Here is a 17,979-nt window from a genome sequence, read left to right on the forward strand (position 1 = left end):
GAAGGCCAGCCGCCGCATGCTGCACTCTGCCGGGGAACACCCTCCGCACCCCCGCATCCTGCTCCTGTCGACCTCCGACACCGACCTGCTCAGCGCCCGCGCGGCCGCCGGCCCGGTCCCGTACCGCTTCGCCAACCCCTCCCGCCTCGACCTCGACGACCTCCCCGCCCTCCTCGACGGCGTCGGCCTGGTCGTCGTACGCCTCCTCGGCGGCATCCGGGCCTGGCAGGACGGACTCGACCTGCTCCTCGCCGACGGCCGCCCGGTCGTCGTCCTCACCGGTGAACAGGCCCCCGACGCCCAGCTGATGGCGTCCTCCACGGTCCCCATCGGCATCGCCGCCGAGGCCCACGCCTACCTCGCGCACGGCGGCCCGGCCAACCTGGAGCAGCTCGCCCGCTTCCTCTCCGACACGGTCCTGCTCACCGGCCACGGCTTCGAGGCACCGGCGGCCGCCCCCACCTGGGGCCCGCTGCCCCGGGAGGGCCGGGAGACCGACGGCCCGACCGTCGCCGTGCTCTACTACCGGGCCCACCACATGAGCGGCAACACCGCCTTCGTCGGCGCCCTGTGCGACGCGATCGAGGACGCGGGCGGCCGGCCCCTGCCCCTGTACGTCGCCTCCCTGCGCGCCCCCGAGCCGGAGCTGATCGAGGAACTCCGCGCCGCCGACGCCATCGTCACCACCGTCCTCGCCGCCGGCGGCACCAAGCCCGCCGAGGCATCGGCCGGCGGCGACGACGAGTCCTGGGACGCGGGCGCGCTCACCGCCCTCGACGTACCGATCCTCCAGGCCCTGTGCCTCACCGGCTCACGGACCGCCTGGGAGGAGAACGACGAGGGCGTCTCCCCGCTCGACGCGGCCAGCCAGATCGCCGTCCCCGAGTTCGACGGCCGCCTCATCACCGTCCCGTTCTCCTTCAAGGAGATCGACGCCGACGGCCTCCCCGCCTACGTCGCCGACCCCGAGCGCGCCGCCCGGGTCGCCGGAATCGCCGTACGCCACGCCCGGCTCCGCCACATCCGGCCCGCCGACAAGCGCCTGGCGCTGGTCCTGTCCGCCTACCCGACCAAGCACTCCCGCATCGGCAACGCGGTCGGCCTGGACACACCCGCCAGCGCCATCGCCCTGCTGCGCCGACTCCGCGACGAGGGCTACGACTTCGGAACGGACACGGAGGTCCCGGGCCTGGCCTCCGGCGACGGGGACGAGCTGATCCGCGCGCTGATCGAGGCGGGCGGGCACGACCAGGACTGGCTCACCGAGGAGCAACTGGCCCGCAACCCGGTACGGATCCCGGCGGCCGACTACCGCCGCTGGTTCGCCACCCTCCCCGGGGAACTGCGCACGGCGGTGGAGGAGCACTGGGGCCCGGCCCCCGGCGAGATGTTCGTCGACCGCAGCCGCAACCCGGAGGGCGACATCGTCCTCGCGGCCCTGCGCTTCGGCAACCTGCTGATCCTCATCCAGCCCCCGCGCGGCTTCGGCCAGAACCCGATCGCGATCTACCACGACCCGGACCTGCCGCCCTCCCACCACTACCTGGCCGCCTACCGCTGGATCGCCGCCCGGGCCGAGGACGGCGGCTTCGGCGCCGACGCGATGATCCACCTCGGCAAGCACGGCAACCTGGAGTGGCTGCCCGGCAAGAACGCCGGCCTGTCCGCCGCGTGCGGCCCCGACGCCGCCCTCGGCGACCTCCCCCTGATCTACCCGTTCCTGGTCAACGACCCCGGCGAGGGCACCCAGGCCAAGCGTCGCGTCCACGCCACGCTCGTCGACCACCTCGTCCCGCCCATGGCCCGCGCCGACTCCTACGGCGACATCGCGCGCCTGGAGCAACTCCTCGACGAGTACGCCCAGATCTCCTCCATGGACCCCGCCAAGCTCCCGGCGATCCGCGCCCAGATCTGGACCCTCATCCAGGCCGCCCGGCTCGACCACGACCTCGGCCTGGAGGACCGCCCGGACGACGACGGCTTCGACGACTTCCTCCTGCACGTCGACGGCTGGCTCTGCGAGGTCAAGGACGCCCAGATCCGCGACGGTCTGCACGTCCTCGGCAACCCGCCGCAGGGCGCGGACCGCGTCAACCTCGTCCTCGCCATCCTCCGCGCCCGCCAGATCTGGGGTGGCGCCACGGCCCTGCCCGGACTGCGCGAGGCCCTCGGCCTGGACGAGTCCGCCGCGACCCGCACGAGCGCCGACGCGGCCGAGGAGCAGGCCCGCGCCCTGGTCCAGGCGATGGACGACGCGGGCTGGGACCCGGCCGCGGTTCCCGCCGAGCACGGCGAACAGGTCGCCGCCGTCCTTCAGTTCGCGGCCCGCGAGGTCGTGCCGCGCCTCGCCGCGACCACCGCCGAGATCGACCACACCGTCCACGCCCTGGCGGGTGGCTTCGTCCCGGCGGGCCCCTCGGGATCACCCCTGCGGGGCCTGGTCAACGTCCTCCCGACGGGCCGCAACTTCTACTCGGTCGACCCCAAGGCGGTCCCCTCCCGCCTCGCCTGGGAGACGGGCCAGGCCCTCGCCGACTCCCTCCTGGAGCGCTACCGCACCGACAACGGTGACTGGCCCACCTCCGTCGGCCTCTCCCTGTGGGGCACGAGCGCGATGCGCACGGCGGGCGACGACGTGGCCGAGGCACTCGCCCTGCTCGGCATCCGCCCCGTCTGGGACGACGCCTCCCGCCGGGTGACGGGCCTGGAGCCCGTCCCGTACGAGGAACTGGGCCGCCCCCGGATCGACGTCACCCTGCGCATCTCGGGCTTCTTCCGGGACGCCTTCCCGCACACCGTCGGCCTGCTGGACGACGCCGTACGCCTGGCCGCCTCGCTGGAGGAGCCGGCCGAGGCCAACCACGTACGGGCCCATGTCCAGGCGGACCTGGCGTCCCACGGCGACGAACGCCGCGCCACCACCCGCATCTTCGGCTCCCGCCCCGGCACGTACGGCGCCGGCCTGCTCCAGCTCATCGACTCCCGCGACTGGCGCACCGACGCCGACCTCGCCGAGGTCTACACCGTCTGGGGCGGCTACGCCTACGGCCGGGAACTCGACGGCCGACCGGCCCGTGAGGAGATGGAGACCGCCTACAAGCGCATCGAGGTCGCCGCGAAGAACACGGACACGCGCGAGCACGACATCGCCGACTCCGACGACTACTTCCAGTACCACGGCGGCATGGTGGCGACGGTCCGGGCGCTGCGCGGCACGGCTCCCGAGGCGTACATCGGCGACTCCACCCGCCCCGAGACGGTCCGCACCCGCACCCTCGTCGAGGAGACCTCCCGGGTCTTCCGCGCCCGCGTGGTCAACCCGAAGTGGATCGAGGCGATGCGCCGCCACGGCTACAAGGGCGCCTTCGAACTCGCCGCCACCGTGGACTACCTCTTCGGCTACGACGCCACCACCGGCGTGATCGCCGACTGGATGTACGACAAGCTCACCGAGACCTACGTCCTGGACCCGGCCAACCGCGAATTCCTCCAGCAGGCCAACCCCTGGGCACTGCACGGCATCGCCGAACGCCTGCTGGAAGCGGAGTCCCGCGGCATGTGGGAGAAGCCCGACCCGGCCGTGCTGGAGGGGCTGCGGCAGGTGTACCTGGAGACGGAGGGGGACCTGGAGGGCGAGGGGTGAGCGCCTGCGCACTCCGTCGCAAGCTGTCAGCTGCCCGTGCCCATCGCCTTGCGCACGGCGTCGCGGGTCCGGTTCCCAGACAGCAGATGGATGTGCTGACGGCAACGAGTACCCGGGTCGCGCGAACTGACGCGAGCTGAGCGTGGCTCCGATGGCGCGGAGCGCAGCCAGGCGGTGATCCACCCGGGCTGCATCGCTGCGTCGAGGAGGTAGGCCGGCCGGATCCGGCCCTTGGGTACGTAGACCAGATCGACGGCCAGCAGGGTCAGGGCGGTGCCGAGACCGATGCGGTGGACCTGGGCCGGGCCCTGCGGGCCCGGAGGGGCCGCGAGCTGGGCGACGCCGGCGGAGACCAGCAGACCACCCGTCGTCATCTGGAGCCAGACGTCGGTCTTCGGACCGAGCACCCACTCGAAGCTGCGCAGATGCAGCAACGGCCACAGCCCGCCCACGACGTTGAACGCGCCGTGCGCAACCGCGACCGTCTCCGTCCGCTGGGGACTCGGGCCCTGGTCAAGTGGCCGTCCCTCCTGCCGGGCCGGCCGGGTGCCCGGCCGGCCCGGCAGGAAAACGCCCAGGGCGGGTAGCGTCGCCGAGGACCTGCCCGCGGTGCCCGGCCTCAGCTCCCCGACTGCTCCACCTCCCGCCGGGGCACGGTCGCTTCACCGTGCGCCACGTCCTGACGCCGGGGGGTCAGCAGTCCCGGCCACGCCGCGACCGCAGCGGCGATAGCGGTGGCGGCCGCCGCGGCGAGGAAGCCGTACGTGGGGCCGTCCCGGCCTTCCACGAGAGCACCCGTCACCGCGGAACCCAGCGCCGCCATGGACAGGTTGGTGGTCGTCAGCCAGGTGTACGCCTCGTTCAGCATGCGCTCCGGCACCAGCGCGCCGACCAGTTCGGCCTCCACCGTCAGAGCGGGGGCGATCACGGCGCCGGAGACGAACAGCAGCACTCCCAGGGCGAGCGAGCCGGGCATCAGGGTCCACAGGGCGTATCCGGCGCTCAACCCGACGAGCAGTCCGGTGAACTGCCGTACCAGCGGCGCCTTGAAAGTGCGGCTGCCGTACCAGAAACCGGCGAGCGCGCTGCCGATGCTCCAGACCGCGATCAGCACGCCCGTCACGCCTTCCGCCGCCGCCCCCTCGTGCTGCTTGGCGAACGCCGCGATGGCCACCGGCGCCCCGCCGAACGAGAAGGCGATGCCGGCCGCACACGACAACAGCGCCAGGACGCCGGGCTCCTTGAGCGGGCCGAGACCGCGCGTCGCCGCCGAGGCGTCGGGGGACGGCAGCAGGGCGCGCAGTGCCCGGCCCCGCGACAGTGCCAGGGTGCCCAGGCCCGTGCACAGGGCGGCGGCGGCCAGCGCGCAGGCCGGTCCCGCGATCGCGGCCCGGGTGGAGAAGAGGTCCCCGAGGGGCCCGCCGATCAGCATGAATCCGGAGAAGATCAGCGGACCGATGACGAACACCAGCTCGAACAGGGTGGATTCGGCGGCCATCGCCGCGGTGCGCACCTCGCTGCGCCCGCTCTCCTCACTGGTCAGGACCGTCCACGCGGCGCGCAACGCAGGGGTGATCGCGGGGAACACGGCACCCGAGAGTGCCGCCATGACGCACAGGACCACCAGCGGCGCCCGGCCCAGCACCGCCCACAGCAGGGCGAGCTGCAGGGCGGCGTAGGCCAGGGCGTAGAAGGGAAGGACCCGCCCGGCGCCGTGCTTGTCGGCGAGTCGGCCTGCGACCGGGGCGGTCGCGGCGGTGGCCAGCGAGATGCTGGCGCCGACCAGACCGGCCTGGCCGAAGCTGCCGGTGGTCTCCTGCACCAGAAGCAGCCAGGCGAGCACGGTGACGCCCTGGCCGAGCCGGGCGATCACACCGCCGGTGAGGAGCAGGGGCGCGCCCGGCACCCGCCATATGCGTGCGTACTGTCCGAAGGCGCTCATGGCATGCTCCCACAGGGCTCGCCGCGGACCTCGAAGTCGCGGGCGGTGGCGATCACGGCCGCTTCCACCTCGGCGCCGGAGCCGGCGCGGAAGCGGAAGCGGCCGCCGACGTGTTCGTAGTAGGCGTCGGCGGCAGGCAGCACCTCGCCGGGGCGGAGCAGCACCTCCGCGTACGGGCCGGGGGCGCGACCGACCATCGATATCGCCTCACGGATGACGCAGGGGCGCGTGGCGGGCGCGGGCACGAGGAGCCAGCCGCCCGTTTCCGCGAACCGCGGGTTCGGCCGGTCCGGCGGCGGCTCGCCGAGGGCGATGCGGAAGGCCGCCTCCATCAGGTCGTACCCGTGCACCTCACGCCAGAGGAAAGGAATCTCGGCGCCGCCGACTCGGGCGCCGATCTCCAGAAAGGCGCACTCGACGGGCCCGCCCGATCCGCCGGCCACGAACAGCTCCAGGTGGAACACGGTCGGCCGGTCGGTCAGGGCGACGAGCACACGGTGTGCGAACTCCCCGATCGCGTCATGGACTTCGGTGCGGTCCTCCTCCACGGAGCCCAGTGCGCGGCCCGCGCGAAAGCCCAGACAGGAGTCGACATAACGGGAGGCCCGCCAGGGCCCGAGGCTGCGGTCGGCGAAGACGCCGTCGACGTGGTACACGGGTCGCGCATCGTAGGTCTGCACGAGCAGCGGCGCATCCGCATCGTCGAACCTCAGCCGCTCGGCGCTCTCGGGGCCCTCCACCAGGACCACGCCGACGCTGGAGCTGCCCATGCGCGGCTTGACGATCACGGGCCAGCCATGGCGCGCTCCGAAGTCCCGCACCGCATCGACGTCCGGGGCCGGTGCGAACGCGGGCAGGGCGAGGCCCGCGTCCGCTATGGTCTGCGCCATCACCAACTTGTCGCGGAACCGGAGGAGTTCGGCAGCCGTGCGTACCGGCCGGCATCCCCGTTCCTCGGCGAGGTGAGCCGCTACGAGCAGATCGTCCTCCTTGAGCGCGACGACCGCGCGCGGCGTCCCATGCCGGGATGCCAGCGCATCGAGTTGTTTGCGTACCTGCGCGAGGTCGTCGGTGGCGTCGACCATGGCGATTTCCGCGGCCTCGGCGGGAACGCCCGTGGCGCCGACGTCGGTGGTGATGTAGGTGACGGCGTGGGTGCGGTGGTCGACATAGCGCTCGTACTCGGCGTAGGGGGCGCGCCAGCGGTGCAGGACGACGATGTGCGGACGGGCGCCGGTCAGGCGGCCGGTGTGGTGCGGGCCGGTCACGAGGCGGCTCCCGCGGGTTCCAGCTCGTAGAAACCGTGCCCGTCCAGGTAGCAGACGGTCGCGAAGTCCCGTTCCAGTACGGCCCGGTCGGGGTGTGCGAGGCCGATCATCATGGGTTCGGTGGTGTCGTCCACGGTCAGCGGGAGCTGCTCGCCGGGCCGGACGAACGTCTGCGCGTTGTGGAAGCTCTCGAGTTCCTCCACGAGGCCGAGCAGCGGGTAGGACTTGAGGGTGCCGCTGACCGGTGAGGTCAGGAACGCCATCGCCACGTGGTGTTCGGTGCGGTGCGGGGCGCCGAGCCGGTGCAGGAAGTCCGTGGGATTGAGATAGGCGTCCACGGTGCGTTCGACCTGGGATTCGCCGGTGGCGAGCCTGGCGTAGTAGGCGGTGTCCGCCCCGCACAGCCGGATGCCGGCCTCGACGAGGCGCGGCCCGTCCGGGGTGAGCATGATCTCCAGGTGTGCGGGGCCGTGCCGCACCTCCAGGGCGTCGAGCACGTCGAAGGCGTAGGCCACGAGCGCGGCGCGGGCCGGCTCGCCGGGTGCGACGGACAGGGCGCCGCTGATGCGGTTGCTGACCCCGTTGACGGAGATCTTGGTGTACTTCCAGACGTCGGTGGCCCGGTGGCCGCCCCGGCAGCTGACGGTGTTGACGACGTATTCGGTGCCGTGCAGGAACTCCTGGGCGACGACGCCCTCGTTGCGGAAGGAGAAGATGTTCACGGCCTGTGCGATGGCGCGGTAGGCGGCCGCGGAATCCTCGGGCGTCTCGCAGAAATGCACCCCGTCGTTGCCGGCGCTGCGAATCGGTTTGACCACGACGCGCCCGCCCAGCTCGCGGTGGAAGTCGGCCAGTTGCCCGGCCGACTCGGCCAGGATCTGCCGTGAGCCGGGGATGCCGGCCTGTTTCACCGTCTCCATCTGCCGGAACTTGTCGCGCCGTGCCGCGCTGTGCGCGGTGCCGTTGGTGGCCAGTCCCAGTAACTCGCTGAGCTGGTCGGCGAGTTCGACGCCCAGCTCGCCACCGGTGAGCACGGCCGCCGGCACGTGGGCGGAGACGGCCTTGGCGGTCTGCTTCAGGTCGCCCTCGTGGACGATGTTGTCCAGGAAGATGTCGGCGCGGAAACTCGCCCGGTAGACAGGGGGCACCTCGGGGGTGCTCTGCACCCGCACGACGGGCCGACCTGCGGCGATGAACGCCTCGGCCAGGCGCATGGTCGGCGCGTACACGTCGACCATGACCACGGGTCCGTCAGCCGTTGTCACGGACCCGTCGGCCTCGTCGATCGCCGACGGATCGGGGGAGATGGTCATGCGCGTGCTCCGTTCCGCCGGTCGAGCGTGGCAAGCACGTCGAGCAGCCGGTCGATCTCGTCAGGGGTGTTGTAGAGATGCAGGCTCACCCGCACCGAGCTGTCGGTCTCGCCGCCGCGAGCCTGGCAGTGGCCGTCGGCGCGCACCATCAGGCCGTGTTCGGCGAGGATGAAGCCCAGGTCGCTGGAGCCGATGTCACGGTGACGGAACGTGACGATGCCCTGTCGGCGCTGGACGTCGGAGTCGGCGGTGAGGCTGAGCGGGCAGCCCAGCACCTCGTACGAGTCGAGCCGCGCGAGGCCGTCGGTGAGCCGGACGCCGAGTGCGACGCTCCACCGGTCGATGTTCTCCAGCCCCGCTGCCTCCAGCCAGTCGAAGGCGGCCTCCATGCTGAGAATGCCCGCGGTGTTGGGGCTGCCGCTCCAGCCTCCCGGCGTGAACGCGGGCCCGCGCGCCCCGCGTGCCCACACCGCCCCCGTGCCCGGCAGGGCCATGGCCTTGTGCCCGGAGAACGCCACGAAGTCGACGTCGAGGTCGGTCGTGGAAACGGGCAGGTGCCCGACGCTCTGCGCGGCGTCCAGACAGATCGGCACGTCGGGGCCGACCACGTCACGGATGCGGTGGACGTTCATGTCGTTGCCGTAGATGTGATGCACATGGGTGGCGGCGACGAACCGGGTCTGGTCGGTCACCAGGCCGGCCAGGGCTGCCTGGTCGTAGTCCTTGGACTCGGCCTCGTAGGGCATGTCGTGGACGGTGATGCGCACGCCGCGCGCCGTGAGCAGCCGCTGGGCCTCCAGCCAGGGCTGGGCGTTGGCCTGGTGGTCGGCGAACGGCACGATGATCTCGTCGCCGTCGCGCAGATGCTCGGTGAGCCAGTCGCGGGCGATGGTGCGCAGGCCCTCGCTGGTGCCGCTGGTGAAGTGGACGGTGGAGCGAGCCGGGTCCGGGTCGTCGAGGAAGCTCTTGACGCGTTCGCGGGTGCGCTCGACCAGTTCGGTGGTGCGGTTCGCCCAGGTGTAGATGCCTCGGCCGGCGTTCGCGTTCGCGGTGACCAGGTAGGTGTGGACCGCGTCCAGGACTGCCTGCGGCTTCTGCGCCGTGGCGGCGCTGTCGAGGTACACCGGGGCGTCGGCGCCCCGGAGGATCGGGAACTGGGCGCGCAACTGCCGCTGCCAGGCTCCGAGGGCGGACAGGGGGTCGACGGGTGCGGTGAGCGAGGTCAGTGACATCACGATCAGTCCCTCACCATCGGCGCGCCGGCGTCGCGCCAGGCGATGATCCCCCCGGCGAGGCTGCGTACCTCGGCGTGCCCCATGCGGGCGAGCAGCGCCGCGTAGCGCACGGACTTCTCCCCGATGGGGCAGGCGAGCAGCACGGGCTGCTTGCTGCCGAACGGCAGGCCCCCGTGGAGGAGCTCGTCGAAAAGCTCGTCCACGATGTTCACGGAGCCTTCGATGTGCAGGGTGTTGTAGGCGAACGAGCCGCGCAGATCGACGATCAGGGGATCGGCCTCGGCGATCCACGCCTGGGCCTCGGCCACGGTGAGGGTGCCCACGGCGGAGACCTCGGCATCGGTGAGGGTGGCGAGGGAGTTGGCGCGCGGCGGCTGGTTGAGCAGCTCGGGGCGGCGATTGCGCACGTAGCTCATATAGCTCTCGACGCGGTCGCACACGATGAACACGGCGCTCTTGCGCTCGGTCAACTCCTCGTCGACCGAGCGCAGATGACGTACGGCGCCGAAGTAGGCGGCGCCTCCGGTGGGTCCGGCGAGCATGCCGCAGCGACGGACGAGGGTGAGCATGCCGTCGATGGCCTCGTCGGCGGTGACGGCCTCGATGGTGTCGTACGTGGTCGGGTCGAACAGACCGACCTCGTTGACCTCGTCGATGTTGCGGATGCCCGGGACGAAGTCGGACTTGCCGGCGACCAGCCCGATCACCCGGGTGTCGGGGTCGTGCGCGCGCAGCGCACGCGCGGCGCCGGTGGAGGAGCCCGCGGTGCCGACGCATGCCACGAACCAGTCAGGTGCGCCACCGAGATCCTTGATGATCTCTGGGCCCGTGCCGGTGGTGTGGGCCTCGATGTTGCGGGGGTTGTAGTACTGGTCGGTGTGCAGGTAGGCGCTGTCCGGCTCGGACAGCATCCGGTGTATCCGGGTCAGCGGATCGTCGGTGTTGGTCGGGTCGAGACACTCGGCCTGTCCGGGCAGTTCCTCGATCTCGGCGCCGAGGAGCAGCAGCAGGTCCTTGATCTCGGGGACCTTCATGCGGTTGGTGACGCTCTTGAACGGAAGGCCGTGCATGCCGGCGATCACAGCGAGCGCCTTGGCCGTGTTGCCGCTGGACAGCTCGACGACGGTGTGCCCCTGTTCACGGGCGGCGGCCAGATGCGGGCGGGCCATGTTCCAGGCGGCGCGGTCCTTGACCGAGCCGAACGGGTTGAGCATCTCGAGCTTGGCGTAGAGGTCGATGTTGCGCAGCCCGTGTATCTCCGGGTCTATGCGGACGAGCGGGGTGTCGCCTATGACGTCCGTGATGCTGTCGTACTTCATGTTTCCCCCGTGGTGATGGCAGCGATCGGTAGCGGTGGTCTCGCGGGTGGCGGTGATGCCGCAGGTCTCACGCCTGGCCGTCCGCCCCGTTCGCACGGGCGGTGGGCCAGTACTGCTCGTCCAGGCACCACCGCCAGCGCCCGGCGTCCTGGAACGCGGCGACCTTGCGGGCGATGGGCTGGTGGAGCGCGTGGTCGGCGCTGAAGTCCATGAAGTAACCGGCGGTGTTGGCGAAGGCCAGCAGGTCGCCGGGGCGCGGGAGTTTGGGCAGGAACACCTGGCGGCGGGTGATGAAGTCGGCCTCCAGGCAGAGGTTGCCGATGAGGTAGACGCCGGTGGGGCCGTCGACGGCCGGCGGGTCGCCGCCGGGGCGTTCGACGAGCACCGGGTCGAGCAGCACGCCGTGCTCCTCGAGGCTGGCGTCGCCCGCGTTCATCTCGAGCCGCACCATCCAGTCACCGTTCGCGTTCTGCCGGGTCTCGAGGACCGTGGCGAGGACGGTGCCGCTCTGGTCGACCAAGGCGCGGCCGGGCTCGATGTACAGGTCGAAGAGGTTCTCCAGGAGCAGGGTGGCGAGCGGCCGGCCCAGGGTCGGGGCTTCGAGGGACAGCAGCTCGTCCAGATAGCGGGGCCCGGCGACGGGACGGTGCGAGGGGTACAGGCCGAGGGCCCCGCGCAGGGTTCCGCCCTCGCCGCGCAGTCCGTACCCGTGGGCCTGCCAGGTGAGGGGCGCTCGCCTGCCGAGTGCCGCGTTGGTCAGTTCGCTGGTCCAGCGCTCCCACTGGTCGCCGTCGTCGAGGTAGTTGACGCCGAAACCACCGCCGATGTCGACGACGCGGGGACGCAGGCCGCGCCGTTGGCACTCGTTCATCACCTTGATGCAGCCCTCCAGGGCCGCGGCCTTCTCGGCGAGGCCGATGGTGTCCAGGTGGTAGGCGACTCCGATGAGTTCGGTGGCGTCCTGGTGGCTGATCACGTCGTCGAGCAGCGCGTCGAGTTCCCTCATCGGGGTGCCGAAGCGGCTGACGCGGGTCAGGACGGTGGTACCCGATGTCTCGAAGTCGCAGAGGCGCACCAGTATGCGCACCTTCGGCAGCCCGAACTTGCGGACCAGCTCTGCGAGTTGGGCGAGTTCGGCGCGCGAGTCGAGGTTGACGGTGATCCCGGACCGTGCGGCGAGCCACAGGAACTCCGGGCTCTTGGGCCCGGTGGCCATGATGCGTTCGGGAGCGAAGCCGGCGCCGAGCGCGTGCTGTAGCTCGCCGAGCGAGGCCACGTCCATGGCGGCGCTGGTGGCGGCGAGGTTGCGCACGAAGGACGAGGCGCGATTGGCCTTGTGGGCGAAATAGACATCGCCGGTTATGTGGTGCTTGCGGTAGACGGTGCGGAACTCATCCACGTTGTCGGCCACCTGCTCGGGCAGCACCACGTTCAGCGGCGAGCCGAGACCGGCGACCAGATCGTGCAGGAAGTCCGGCGCCTGTAAGAGCGAGGCGAGACCGGGCCGCAGGCGCGGAGTCAGATACAGCGGTATAGCGAACAAAAAGGATTCCCCCGTCAAGAGATGCTCAATAGTTGAAACTCGAGCGAACTAGTTGATCAACGCACAGAATTGTGCAGACGGGTCGAAACGGCGACCCGCGAGGATGCTAGGCACCGACATTCATTTCCATCAAGTGTCGACGTGTTGTGATGAATCCCACACTCTGCGGAGTGGTGCACTCCCCATGACCAGGTGGTGACAGGCGACACGGCGCCCGGAGACGGAAGCGATCGGGAGGAGCTCAGGTTCCCGCTCGTGGCACAGCCGCCGCTCGTGCGGGGCGAGCCCGTCAAGCACGGGACACCGCGTGCGGAAGGCGCAGCCGGACGGTGTCGCCTCCGCCAGGGGACTCGGCAACTCCCCGGCCGGAACGGCCCTTTGGTCGCTTCGGTGGGCCCTCACGGCCGGTTCGAGCACGGATGCCCGCAGTCCCCGCGTATAGGGGTGCGCGGGATCGTCCAGGACCTCGGCCGCCGTGCCGATGTCGACGACACGCCCCAGATACATCACCGCGACCCGGTCCGCGTACCGCCGCACCAGCGGAATGTCGTGGGACACGAGCAGATACGACAGGCCGAGCCGGGCCCGCAGTGTGTCGAGCAGCTCCATGATGTCCGCTCGCAGGGCGGTGTCCAGGGCGGACACCGGCTCGTCGAGCAGCACCAGGTCGGGTTCGAGGGCCAAGGCGCGCGCGATGGCGACCCGTTGCCGCTGACCGCCGGAGAGCCGGCCCGGCCTGCGCTCTCCCGCCTCGGCCGGCAGGTCCACCAGGTCGAGCAACTCGCCGACCCGGGCGGCCCTTTCGACGCGTGACCGGCCTGCCGCCCGCAAGGGCTCGGCGATGATGTCGGCGACGGTCATGCGCGGGTCGAGCGAGGCGGACGGGTCCTGGAAGACGATCTGTATCCGGTGGCGGAGCGCTTTGCGGGTACGAGCGTCCAGCAGGGCCAGATCATGGCCGAGCACCTCGATGCGGCCGTGTTCGGGCGGGGCGAGGCGCAGGATCTCCATCAGCGTGGTGCTCTTGCCGCACCCCGACTCGCCGAGCAGCGCGACGGCCTCCCCCGCGCGCACCTCCAGATCCACGCCGTCGACGGCGCGCACCTCGGTGCGGCGGCCCGCGGAACGCACGGAGAACCGTCTGCGCAACCGCTCCACACGCAGCACCTCCGGGGATCGCAGCGTCGGCCGCTCGGCGGCGGTCCCGGGCTGCGGCATGCGGGGGGTGGCATCCAGCATGCGGCGCAGCGGACCGTCCTCCGGCGCGGTGAACAACTCGGCCACCGTGCCCTCTTCGGCGATCAGGCCGTCCCGCATCACCGCGACACGGTCGCAGGAGCGGGCGACGACGCCCAGATCGTGGGTGATCAGGAGCAGGGCGGCCCCGGTAGCGCGCCGCGCCTCGTCGAGCACATCGAGGATCTGCGCCTGGACCGTGACGTCGAGGGCGCTGGTGGGCTCGTCGGCGATGATCAGATCCGGCTCGTTGGCCATGGCCATGGCGATGGCCACGCGTTGCCGCATCCCGCCGGAGAACTCGTGCGGATACGCCCGCGATCGCGCGGCCGCGTCGGCTATGCCGACGCGGTCCAGGAGTTCCACGGCGCGCCGCCGTGCCTCGCTCCGCCCGACCGCGCGGTGCACGGTGATCGCCTCCGCGATCTGCGCGCCGACGGTGAACACCGGTGTGAGCGCGGCAAGGGGGTCCTGGAACACCATGGCGATGCGGTTGCCGCGCAGCCGCGACAGCTCCCGGTCACCCAGACCGAGCAGTTCGCGCCCCTGGAAGCGCACCGAGCCGGTGGCCCGCGCGCCTGTCGGCAGCAGACCCACCACGGCGTTCGCGGTCATCGACTTGCCGGAGCCGGACGCTCCGACGAGACCCAGGGACTCGCCGGGCCCGAGCCTGAGGTGCACACCGCGCACGACGGGAGTGCGCGCCGCCCCGACCCGTACCACCAGGTCCGTCACGTCGAGCGCGGATGCCGTGACGTCAACCGCCATGTCCCTCTTCCTCCCCCAGTGACGCGCGCAGTGCCTCGCCCAGCAGCCCCACCGCGGTCACCGTCGCTACCAGGAAGCCGACCGGCGCCAGGAACACCCAGGGGTAGGTGAGGGCCGATCCGGTGCCGGTGGCGAGGAGGGTGCCGAGCGAGACGTCGGGCGGTTGGATGCCCAGGCCGAAGTAACTCAGCCCGGCCTCCCCGAGGACGGCCGTGCCGACGTTCACCGTGCAGTCGATGATCAGCAGGGGAGCCATGTGGGGCAGCAGATGCCGCGCGATGACCTGTGCGGTACCGAGTCCCATGAACCGAGCGGCGTGTACGAAGTCCCGCTCACGCAGGCTGAGCGTGCGTGCCCGCACCACGCGCGCCGTCAGCATCCACTGGAAGGCGGCCAGCACCAGGACCAGCCACACCCAGCTGCGGCCGCGCAGCGCCGGCGACACCACGGCGACGACAAGGACGGCGGGCAGCACGAGCAGCGCGTCCGTGGCCCACATCAGCAGCCTGTCCACCCGGCCACCGACATAGCCGGCGACCGTGCCGACCACGGCGGCGAGCAGCGTGGACACCAGGGCCACGCACACCCCGACCAGCAGCGACTTCTGCAACCCGCGCAGACATTGCGCGAGCAGATCCTCGCCGAGCCGGGACGTGCCCAGCCAGTGCTCGCCGGACGGCGGGGAGAGCAGCGCCGAGTGGTCGAGCTCCTCATGCCCGTACGACGCCGTCAGGGGTCCGACGAAGGCCGCACCCCAGAGCACGACCAGCAGCGCCACCCCGGTGATCGCCTGGGGACGGCGTAACGCGGCCAGTGCCGCCTTCACGAGACGCCCCTGCGCACGCGCGGATCCAGCACGGCGAGCAGCGCGTCCGCGAGCCAGCCGGCCACCGTGACCAGGACCGCGAGGAACAGGGTCACGGTGGCGACGACGTTCGCGTCCTCGTCCTGTATGCCGCGCAGCAGCCAGTCCCCCATCCCGTGCCAGCCGAAGATGCGTTCGGTGAACACCCCGCCGGCCATGTGCAGTCCGAACCCGAAGGCGATCAGGGCCGTCATCGGGATCAGGGCCATTCGGAGTCCGTGGCGCATCACGGCCTGCCGTCTGCGCAGCCCCTTGGCGCGCGCGGCGCGCAGATACTCGCTGCCGAGCACCTCGAGCATCGCGGCTCGCTGGTAGCGGCTGTAGTACGCGATCTGGGGCAGGGCGATCGCCAACGTCGGCAGCACCAGGTGCCGTAGCCGGTCGCCGAACGCGGCCGCACCGGACAGGTCGGATCCGGGCGTCGACTCCGCCGAGAAGTACAGGAGTTGACTGCCGGCCGCTTCGTTGACCGGCAGCCAGGCGATCTTGAGCAACGTGCCGAGTACGAACACCGGCACGGCCATCACCGTCAGCGAGAGCACCATCGTCACCTGGTCCGTGACCCCCCGTGCCCGTAGCGCCCCCCAGATCCCGAGCAGCACCCCGCCGATGACGGCGAGGGCGCTGCCCGCGAGGAACAGCCGGACGCTGGTGCCGGCGCGGCGCCACACCTCGTCGGCCACCGCCGCACCGCCGACCGTCTCGCCGAAGTCTCCGCGCACCGCGCCGGAGAGCCAGTCGGCGAAGCGCGCCACGATCGGCCGGTCCAGGCCCAGTCGTTCCGCGCGGGCCGCGATCACGGCCTCGGGCGGGGGCGGTTGGTGGCCGCGCAGTTCGGCGAGCGGGTCGAAGCCGAGCGAGGCCAGGGTGTACGCGATGAAGGTCGCGGCCAGACACAGTGCGGCCCGCCCGACCAGCCGGCGCAGCAGGTAGCGGCTCATTTCTCGAAGCCGGCCTGCGCAAAGTCGTACGAGGCGAGGCCGCGGGCTCCGTAGTTGGCGAGGCCGGAGCGGACGGCGTAGCTTCCCGAGCCCGCGTACAGCGGCAGATGGTGGGCGTGCTTCCAGGCAAGCACATCGATCCGGTTGGCGATGTCCTGACGTTTCCGCAGATCGAGTTCGCCGAGCCCCTGGTCGTAGAGCCGGTCGATCTCCGGGATGTGGATGCGGCCGAAGTTGGAGCCGAAGTCCTTGCCCCGGGGTTCCTGGAAGACGGGTCGGTCGTGGGCGAACGGCGCGGCGGACTTGGTCCACTCGAAGGCGATCAGGTCGAAGTTCCCCGGCAGCAGATAGTCGTCGTAGAACTTCTCCAGGGGTACGGACTCGATGCGCGCGTCCACGCCGACCGCGGCGAGCTGGTCCCGAACGATCCCGGAGACGGTGCGTCCCGTCGGCGTGGACTGAGCGACGAAGCGGAGCCTGAGGGAACGGCCCTCCTTGGCGCGGTGCTTGCCGTGGGGCTTCCAGCCGAGCCGGTCCAGGGCCCTGCGTGCCGCGTCGCGGTCGTGCGGCAGGACATGCGCGTTGTCCCGGTAGCCGGAATCGGTGGGCGGCAGGATGTGGTTGCCGACCGGCTTCGCACCCGGGACGATCTTCCCGAGCAGGGTGTCGGTGATCTCCTGCGGGTCGACGGCCTGGGCGATCGCCCGACGAAGCTCCTCGTCGCGCAGCAGGGCACCGTCGCCGCCGTTGAAGGTCAGCTGCCCGGCGACGCGTTCGGGTGCCTGCCGGATCTCCACACCGTCCATGCTCTGGGCGCGGGTGAACAGATCGAGGTCGGCGCCGATCGGGTACAGGTCGATGCCACCGGACGCCAGCTCGTCGGCGCGCGCGGCCGGGTCGAGGACACGCAGGATCACCCGCTTCAGCGGCGGCCGCTTGCCCCACCACTCCGAATTGCGCTCCAGCGTGATGGTCTTGCCCGTGTTGTCGATCGTGGCGATCCTGAACGGTCCGGCGGTAACGGGGGCCTGCGTGAGCCAGCCTTTGTTGAACTGCTCCGGGCCGCGGGTGAGTTCCTGTGGAACGAGCAGGTTGAACAGCCCCTGCCACTCGGCGAACGGCCGGCGCAGCGTGACCACTGCCTCCTTGTCGGACGCACCGCGCTTGATCGACCTGATGTCCTGGTACCCGACGTTGCTGTATCCCTCGTAGCGGGCGTCCGCGCCGCTGAGAGCGCGCCACTGGCTGCGCAGGTCCTCCCAGGTGATCGCCCGGCCGTTGCTCCAGGTCGCGCGCTCGGCGATCCGATAGGTGATCGTCTGCGGGCTGGTGGAGGCGAGTCGGGCCGAGGTGAAGAAGTTCCGGTTCAGTCGGGGTCTTCCGTCGGCGCCGTCGGTGAAGGCGCTGGGCAGGATGGCGTCGGCGAGCTGCCAGGTCACCACACGAGCGCCGTTGACCTGCACCGGGTTGTAGTTGGTGGGCAGGGCGTCGACGGGGATACGCAGATCGCCGCCGTCACGCAGCGCGGACAGCGGTTTGCTGTTGATGTCCTGCAGGCGCGGCGCGTTTCTGCCCTGGTCACCGGCTCGGCCGCCGTCAGGTGCGGCCGAGCAGCCGGCGACGAGTGCCGCACAGACGACGCCGACGGCGCCGACGATCCGGTGGCGGCCCCCTCGTCCGGCTTCCTTCGATGCCCTGGCCATGGTCGCACGTCCCCCTCCGTGTGAGCGATGGCGCTCCGTGATGCCGCCATGACAGAGGACCATATACGATTATGAAGATCATGTTCATTAAGTGCACGTGAGCCCTGGCTCGGGTACTCCTCTCCGTTGATCACACCGGGCTACTATGCTCACTTCATGCCGGAGGCCGGAAGCAAGGGGCGGACGGCCATTGACGGACTGCT

Annotated in this window: 12 protein-coding genes; 1 reads left to right on the plus strand and 11 read right to left on the minus strand. The window is 71.2% G+C overall.

Annotated features, from left to right (window positions below; genetic code table 11):
- Nucleotides 1-16: 16 nt before the first annotated feature.
- Nucleotides 17-3,643 (plus strand): cobaltochelatase subunit CobN, encoded by a 3,627-nt coding sequence (cobN, locus tag AOQ53_RS04755; RefSeq protein ID WP_059415243.1) that lies wholly within the window; start codon nt 17-19, stop codon nt 3,641-3,643.
- Between the two features lie 26 nt (nt 3,644-3,669).
- On the opposite strand, the gene AOQ53_RS04760 is transcribed toward cobN, so the two are convergent.
- From AOQ53_RS04760 to AOQ53_RS04810, 11 genes are all read right to left on the minus strand, one after another.
- The gene (locus tag AOQ53_RS04760) at nt 3,670-4,095 is read right to left on the minus strand and encodes a hypothetical protein (protein ID WP_236711590.1); all 426 of its coding nucleotides are present in this window, start codon (nt 4,093-4,095) and stop codon (nt 3,670-3,672) included.
- A gap of 167 nt (nt 4,096-4,262) precedes the next feature.
- Nucleotides 4,263-5,585, minus strand: a complete 1,323-nt coding sequence (locus tag AOQ53_RS04765) for an MFS transporter (RefSeq protein ID WP_059415245.1) — start codon at nt 5,583-5,585, stop codon at nt 4,263-4,265.
- Nucleotides 5,582-6,853 carry an ATP-grasp domain-containing protein gene (locus AOQ53_RS04770; protein ID WP_063888861.1) on the minus strand — a complete coding sequence of 424 codons (1,272 nt, stop codon included), beginning with the start codon at nt 6,851-6,853 and terminating at the stop codon, nt 5,582-5,584. Before AOQ53_RS04770 ends, AOQ53_RS04765 begins: the two co-directional genes overlap by 4 nt.
- Nucleotides 6,850-8,166 carry an ATP-grasp domain-containing protein gene (locus AOQ53_RS04775; RefSeq protein ID WP_236711591.1) on the minus strand — a complete coding sequence of 439 codons (1,317 nt, stop codon included), beginning with the start codon at nt 8,164-8,166 and terminating at the stop codon, nt 6,850-6,852. Before AOQ53_RS04775 ends, AOQ53_RS04770 begins: the two co-directional genes overlap by 4 nt.
- On the minus strand, nt 8,163-9,398 hold the full coding sequence (locus tag AOQ53_RS04780; RefSeq protein WP_059415279.1) for an aminotransferase class V-fold PLP-dependent enzyme: 1,236 nt from the start codon (nt 9,396-9,398) through the stop codon (nt 8,163-8,165). Before AOQ53_RS04780 ends, AOQ53_RS04775 begins: the two co-directional genes overlap by 4 nt.
- A 5-nt stretch (nt 9,399-9,403) precedes the next feature.
- On the minus strand, nt 9,404-10,720 hold the full coding sequence (locus AOQ53_RS04785; protein WP_059415247.1) for a pyridoxal-phosphate dependent enzyme: 1,317 nt from the start codon (nt 10,718-10,720) through the stop codon (nt 9,404-9,406).
- Nucleotides 10,721-10,787: 67 nt separating this feature from the next.
- On the minus strand, nt 10,788-12,263 hold the full coding sequence (locus AOQ53_RS04790) for a Y4yA family PLP-dependent enzyme (protein WP_059415248.1): 1,476 nt from the start codon (nt 12,261-12,263) through the stop codon (nt 10,788-10,790).
- Between the two features lie 129 nt (nt 12,264-12,392).
- Nucleotides 12,393-14,267 carry a dipeptide ABC transporter ATP-binding protein gene (locus AOQ53_RS04795; protein WP_078945151.1) on the minus strand — a complete coding sequence of 625 codons (1,875 nt, stop codon included), beginning with the start codon at nt 14,265-14,267 and terminating at the stop codon, nt 12,393-12,395.
- Nucleotides 14,257-15,093, minus strand: coding sequence for an ABC transporter permease (locus AOQ53_RS04800; RefSeq protein ID WP_059415249.1), 837 nt, complete (start codon nt 15,091-15,093; stop codon nt 14,257-14,259). The genes AOQ53_RS04795 and AOQ53_RS04800 overlap by 11 nt, the downstream gene beginning before the upstream one ends.
- Nucleotides 15,090-16,073 carry an ABC transporter permease gene (locus AOQ53_RS04805; protein ID WP_059415250.1) on the minus strand — a complete coding sequence of 328 codons (984 nt, stop codon included), beginning with the start codon at nt 16,071-16,073 and terminating at the stop codon, nt 15,090-15,092. Before AOQ53_RS04805 ends, AOQ53_RS04800 begins: the two co-directional genes overlap by 4 nt.
- Nucleotides 16,070-17,776, minus strand: coding sequence for an ABC transporter family substrate-binding protein (locus tag AOQ53_RS04810; protein WP_059415251.1), 1,707 nt, complete (start codon nt 17,774-17,776; stop codon nt 16,070-16,072). Before AOQ53_RS04810 ends, AOQ53_RS04805 begins: the two co-directional genes overlap by 4 nt.
- Between the last annotated feature and the right edge of the window lie 203 nt (nt 17,777-17,979).

It is taken from the genome of Streptomyces azureus (assembly GCF_001270025.1).
In the GTDB taxonomy this organism is placed as follows: Bacteria; Actinomycetota; Actinomycetes; order Streptomycetales; family Streptomycetaceae; genus Streptomyces; species Streptomyces azureus.

Coding starts and splice junctions, on each gene's coding strand:
- AOQ53_RS04775 (WP_236711591.1), bottom strand. CDS start 8,166: ATGACCATCTCCCCCGATCCGTCGGCGATCGACGAGGCCGACGGGTCC.
- AOQ53_RS04785 (WP_059415247.1), bottom strand. CDS start 10,720: ATGAAGTACGACAGCATCACGGACGTCATAGGCGACACCCCGCTCGTC.
- AOQ53_RS04810 (WP_059415251.1), bottom strand. CDS start 17,776: ATGGCCAGGGCATCGAAGGAAGCCGGACGAGGGGGCCGCCACCGGATC.
- cobN (WP_059415243.1), top strand. CDS start 17: ATGCTGCACTCTGCCGGGGAACACCCTCCGCACCCCCGCATCCTGCTC.
- AOQ53_RS04765 (WP_059415245.1), bottom strand. CDS start 5,585: ATGAGCGCCTTCGGACAGTACGCACGCATATGGCGGGTGCCGGGCGCG.
- AOQ53_RS04795 (WP_078945151.1), bottom strand. CDS start 14,267: ATGGCGGTTGACGTCACGGCATCCGCGCTCGACGTGACGGACCTGGTG.
- AOQ53_RS04805 (WP_059415250.1), bottom strand. CDS start 16,073: ATGAGCCGCTACCTGCTGCGCCGGCTGGTCGGGCGGGCCGCACTGTGT.
- AOQ53_RS04780 (WP_059415279.1), bottom strand. CDS start 9,398: ATGTCACTGACCTCGCTCACCGCACCCGTCGACCCCCTGTCCGCCCTC.